Origin of the sequence: Mesorhizobium sp. M7A.F.Ca.AU.001.01.1.1, assembly GCF_004022735.1 — a bacterium.
GTDB lineage: Bacteria > Pseudomonadota > Alphaproteobacteria > Rhizobiales > Rhizobiaceae > Mesorhizobium > Mesorhizobium ciceri.
This window is the reverse complement of record NZ_RZPF01001010.1, coordinates 1-1643: the sequence shown is the minus strand read 5'-3', so window position 1 is coordinate 1643 and position 1643 is coordinate 1. Positions and strand designations below refer to the sequence as shown.

Genomic DNA, 1643 nt, shown 5'->3' with positions numbered 1-1643 from the left:
CATCGGACCGCCCCGGTGAATTGCAGCCGCTGACGGGCTGGCACGACACCGGCGACATCGTCGCTGTCGACCGCGAAGGCTTCATCACCATTCGCGGCCGCGCCAAGCGCTTCGCCAAGATCGCCGGCGAGATGGTGTCGCTGGGTGCTGTCGAGATGCTGGTGCAGTCGTTGTGGCCGGAAGAACGCCATGCGGCGGTAGCGGTGCCGGACAAGAGGCGCGGCGAGCGCATTGTGCTGGTCACCACCGCCGACGACGCCAATCCCGACGAGTTGCGCAGATTCGGCAAACAAGCGGGCGCCGCCGAACTGATGGTGCCCAACGACATCGTCAAGGTCGAGGAAATCCCGGTGCTGGGTTCGGGCAAGACCGACTATGTCTCGACCCGAAAGCTGGCGATCGACAGGCTGGGGCTCGGCGTCGCGGCCTGAGTCGGATCAAGCACTTCCGCCGACCTTCTAACCTATATCCGAAGGCGGTACCTTCTCGCCCTCCAGCTTGGCGCGTTTCGAATAGGCGCGCACACTGAACGGCAGGAAGATCAGGTAGCCGGCAACCGAAGCGGTCAGCGTGTACCAGGGGTAGGTCATCAGCAGCAGTACGTAGAGCACGACACCCAGGATGATCGGCAACACCCTGTCGCCCGGGATTTTCAGGCTCTTGCCGGAATAGACCGGCAGCCGGCTGACCAGCAGGAAGGCGACCAGTATGGTAAAGCCGGTGGCGACGAAGGCCGCTGGACGACTGGGCTCCAGCCCTGTGCGCAGGAAATAGAGATAGAGCGGCAGCATCACCAGCACAGCACCAGCCGGCGCCGGCACGCCGACGAAATATTCGGACTGCCATATCGGGCGGTCGGCCTTCTCGTCGTCGAGCACGTTGAAGCGGGCGAGCCTTAGCCCGCAGGCGATGGCGAACAGCAAGGCCGCAATCCAGCCCGGCGAGCCGGCACGGTCGAGCAGGAAGGCATAAAGCACCAAAGCCGGGGCGACGCCGAAATTGACGATGTCGGCCAGCGAATCCATCTGGGCGCCGAATTTGGAGGTTGCCTTCAGCATCCGCGCCAAGCGGCCATCAATGCCGTCGAGGAAAGCGGCCAGCAGCACCATCACCACGGCCGGCTCGAAGCGGCCTTCGAAGCCGAAGCGGATGCCCGACAGACCGGCGCAGATGGCAAGCACGGTGACGAGGTTGGGCAGCACCATGCGCATCGGGATCTCGCGGATGCGCGGACCGCCGCTGGCATGGGCCTCGAACTTCTTATACTGCGTGCCCACGGCTCAGGAAATCCGCACGAGGGGTGTGCCGGCGACACCGCCGAATTCGGCCAGCACGGTTTCGCCGCCGACCGCTGTCTGGCCGACGGCAACGCGCGGCGTGGCGGTCAAGGGCAGGAAGACATCGACGCGCGAGCCGAAGCGGATCAAGCCGAAACGCTCGCCGGTGCCGATCGAGCCGCCCGCCTCGGCCCAACAGACGATCCGCCGCGCCACCAGGCCGGCGATCTGGACGGCGGCGATCGTGCCGTTGGGGCTTTCGATGACCAGGCCGTTGCGCTCGTTCTCGGTGCTGGCCTTGTCGAGTTCGGCGTTGAGGAATTTTCCGGGCCGGTGTTCGATCCTGACGATACGACCGCGTACCGG

General features: G+C 65.3%; 2 protein-coding genes and 1 pseudogene. 1 reads left to right on the top strand and 2 read right to left on the bottom strand.

Going from position 1 to position 1643, the window contains the following annotated elements; all coding sequences use genetic code 11:
* Positions 1-431 (top strand): annotated as a pseudogene (locus EN884_RS35205) (2-acyl-glycerophospho-ethanolamine acyltransferase); the annotation flags it as partial.
* A 27-nt stretch (positions 432-458) separates the two neighbouring features.
* On the opposite strand, the gene EN884_RS35200 reads toward EN884_RS35205, so the two are convergent.
* The gene (locus EN884_RS35200; RefSeq protein ID WP_224621703.1) at positions 459-1205 is read right to left on the bottom strand and encodes a phosphatidylcholine/phosphatidylserine synthase; all 747 of its coding nucleotides are present in this window, start codon (positions 1203-1205) and stop codon (positions 459-461) included.
* A gap of 75 nt (positions 1206-1280) precedes the next feature.
* Positions 1281-1643 (bottom strand): phosphatidylserine decarboxylase (locus EN884_RS35195; RefSeq protein WP_206617737.1); only part of this gene is annotated, 363 nt, incomplete at its 5' end.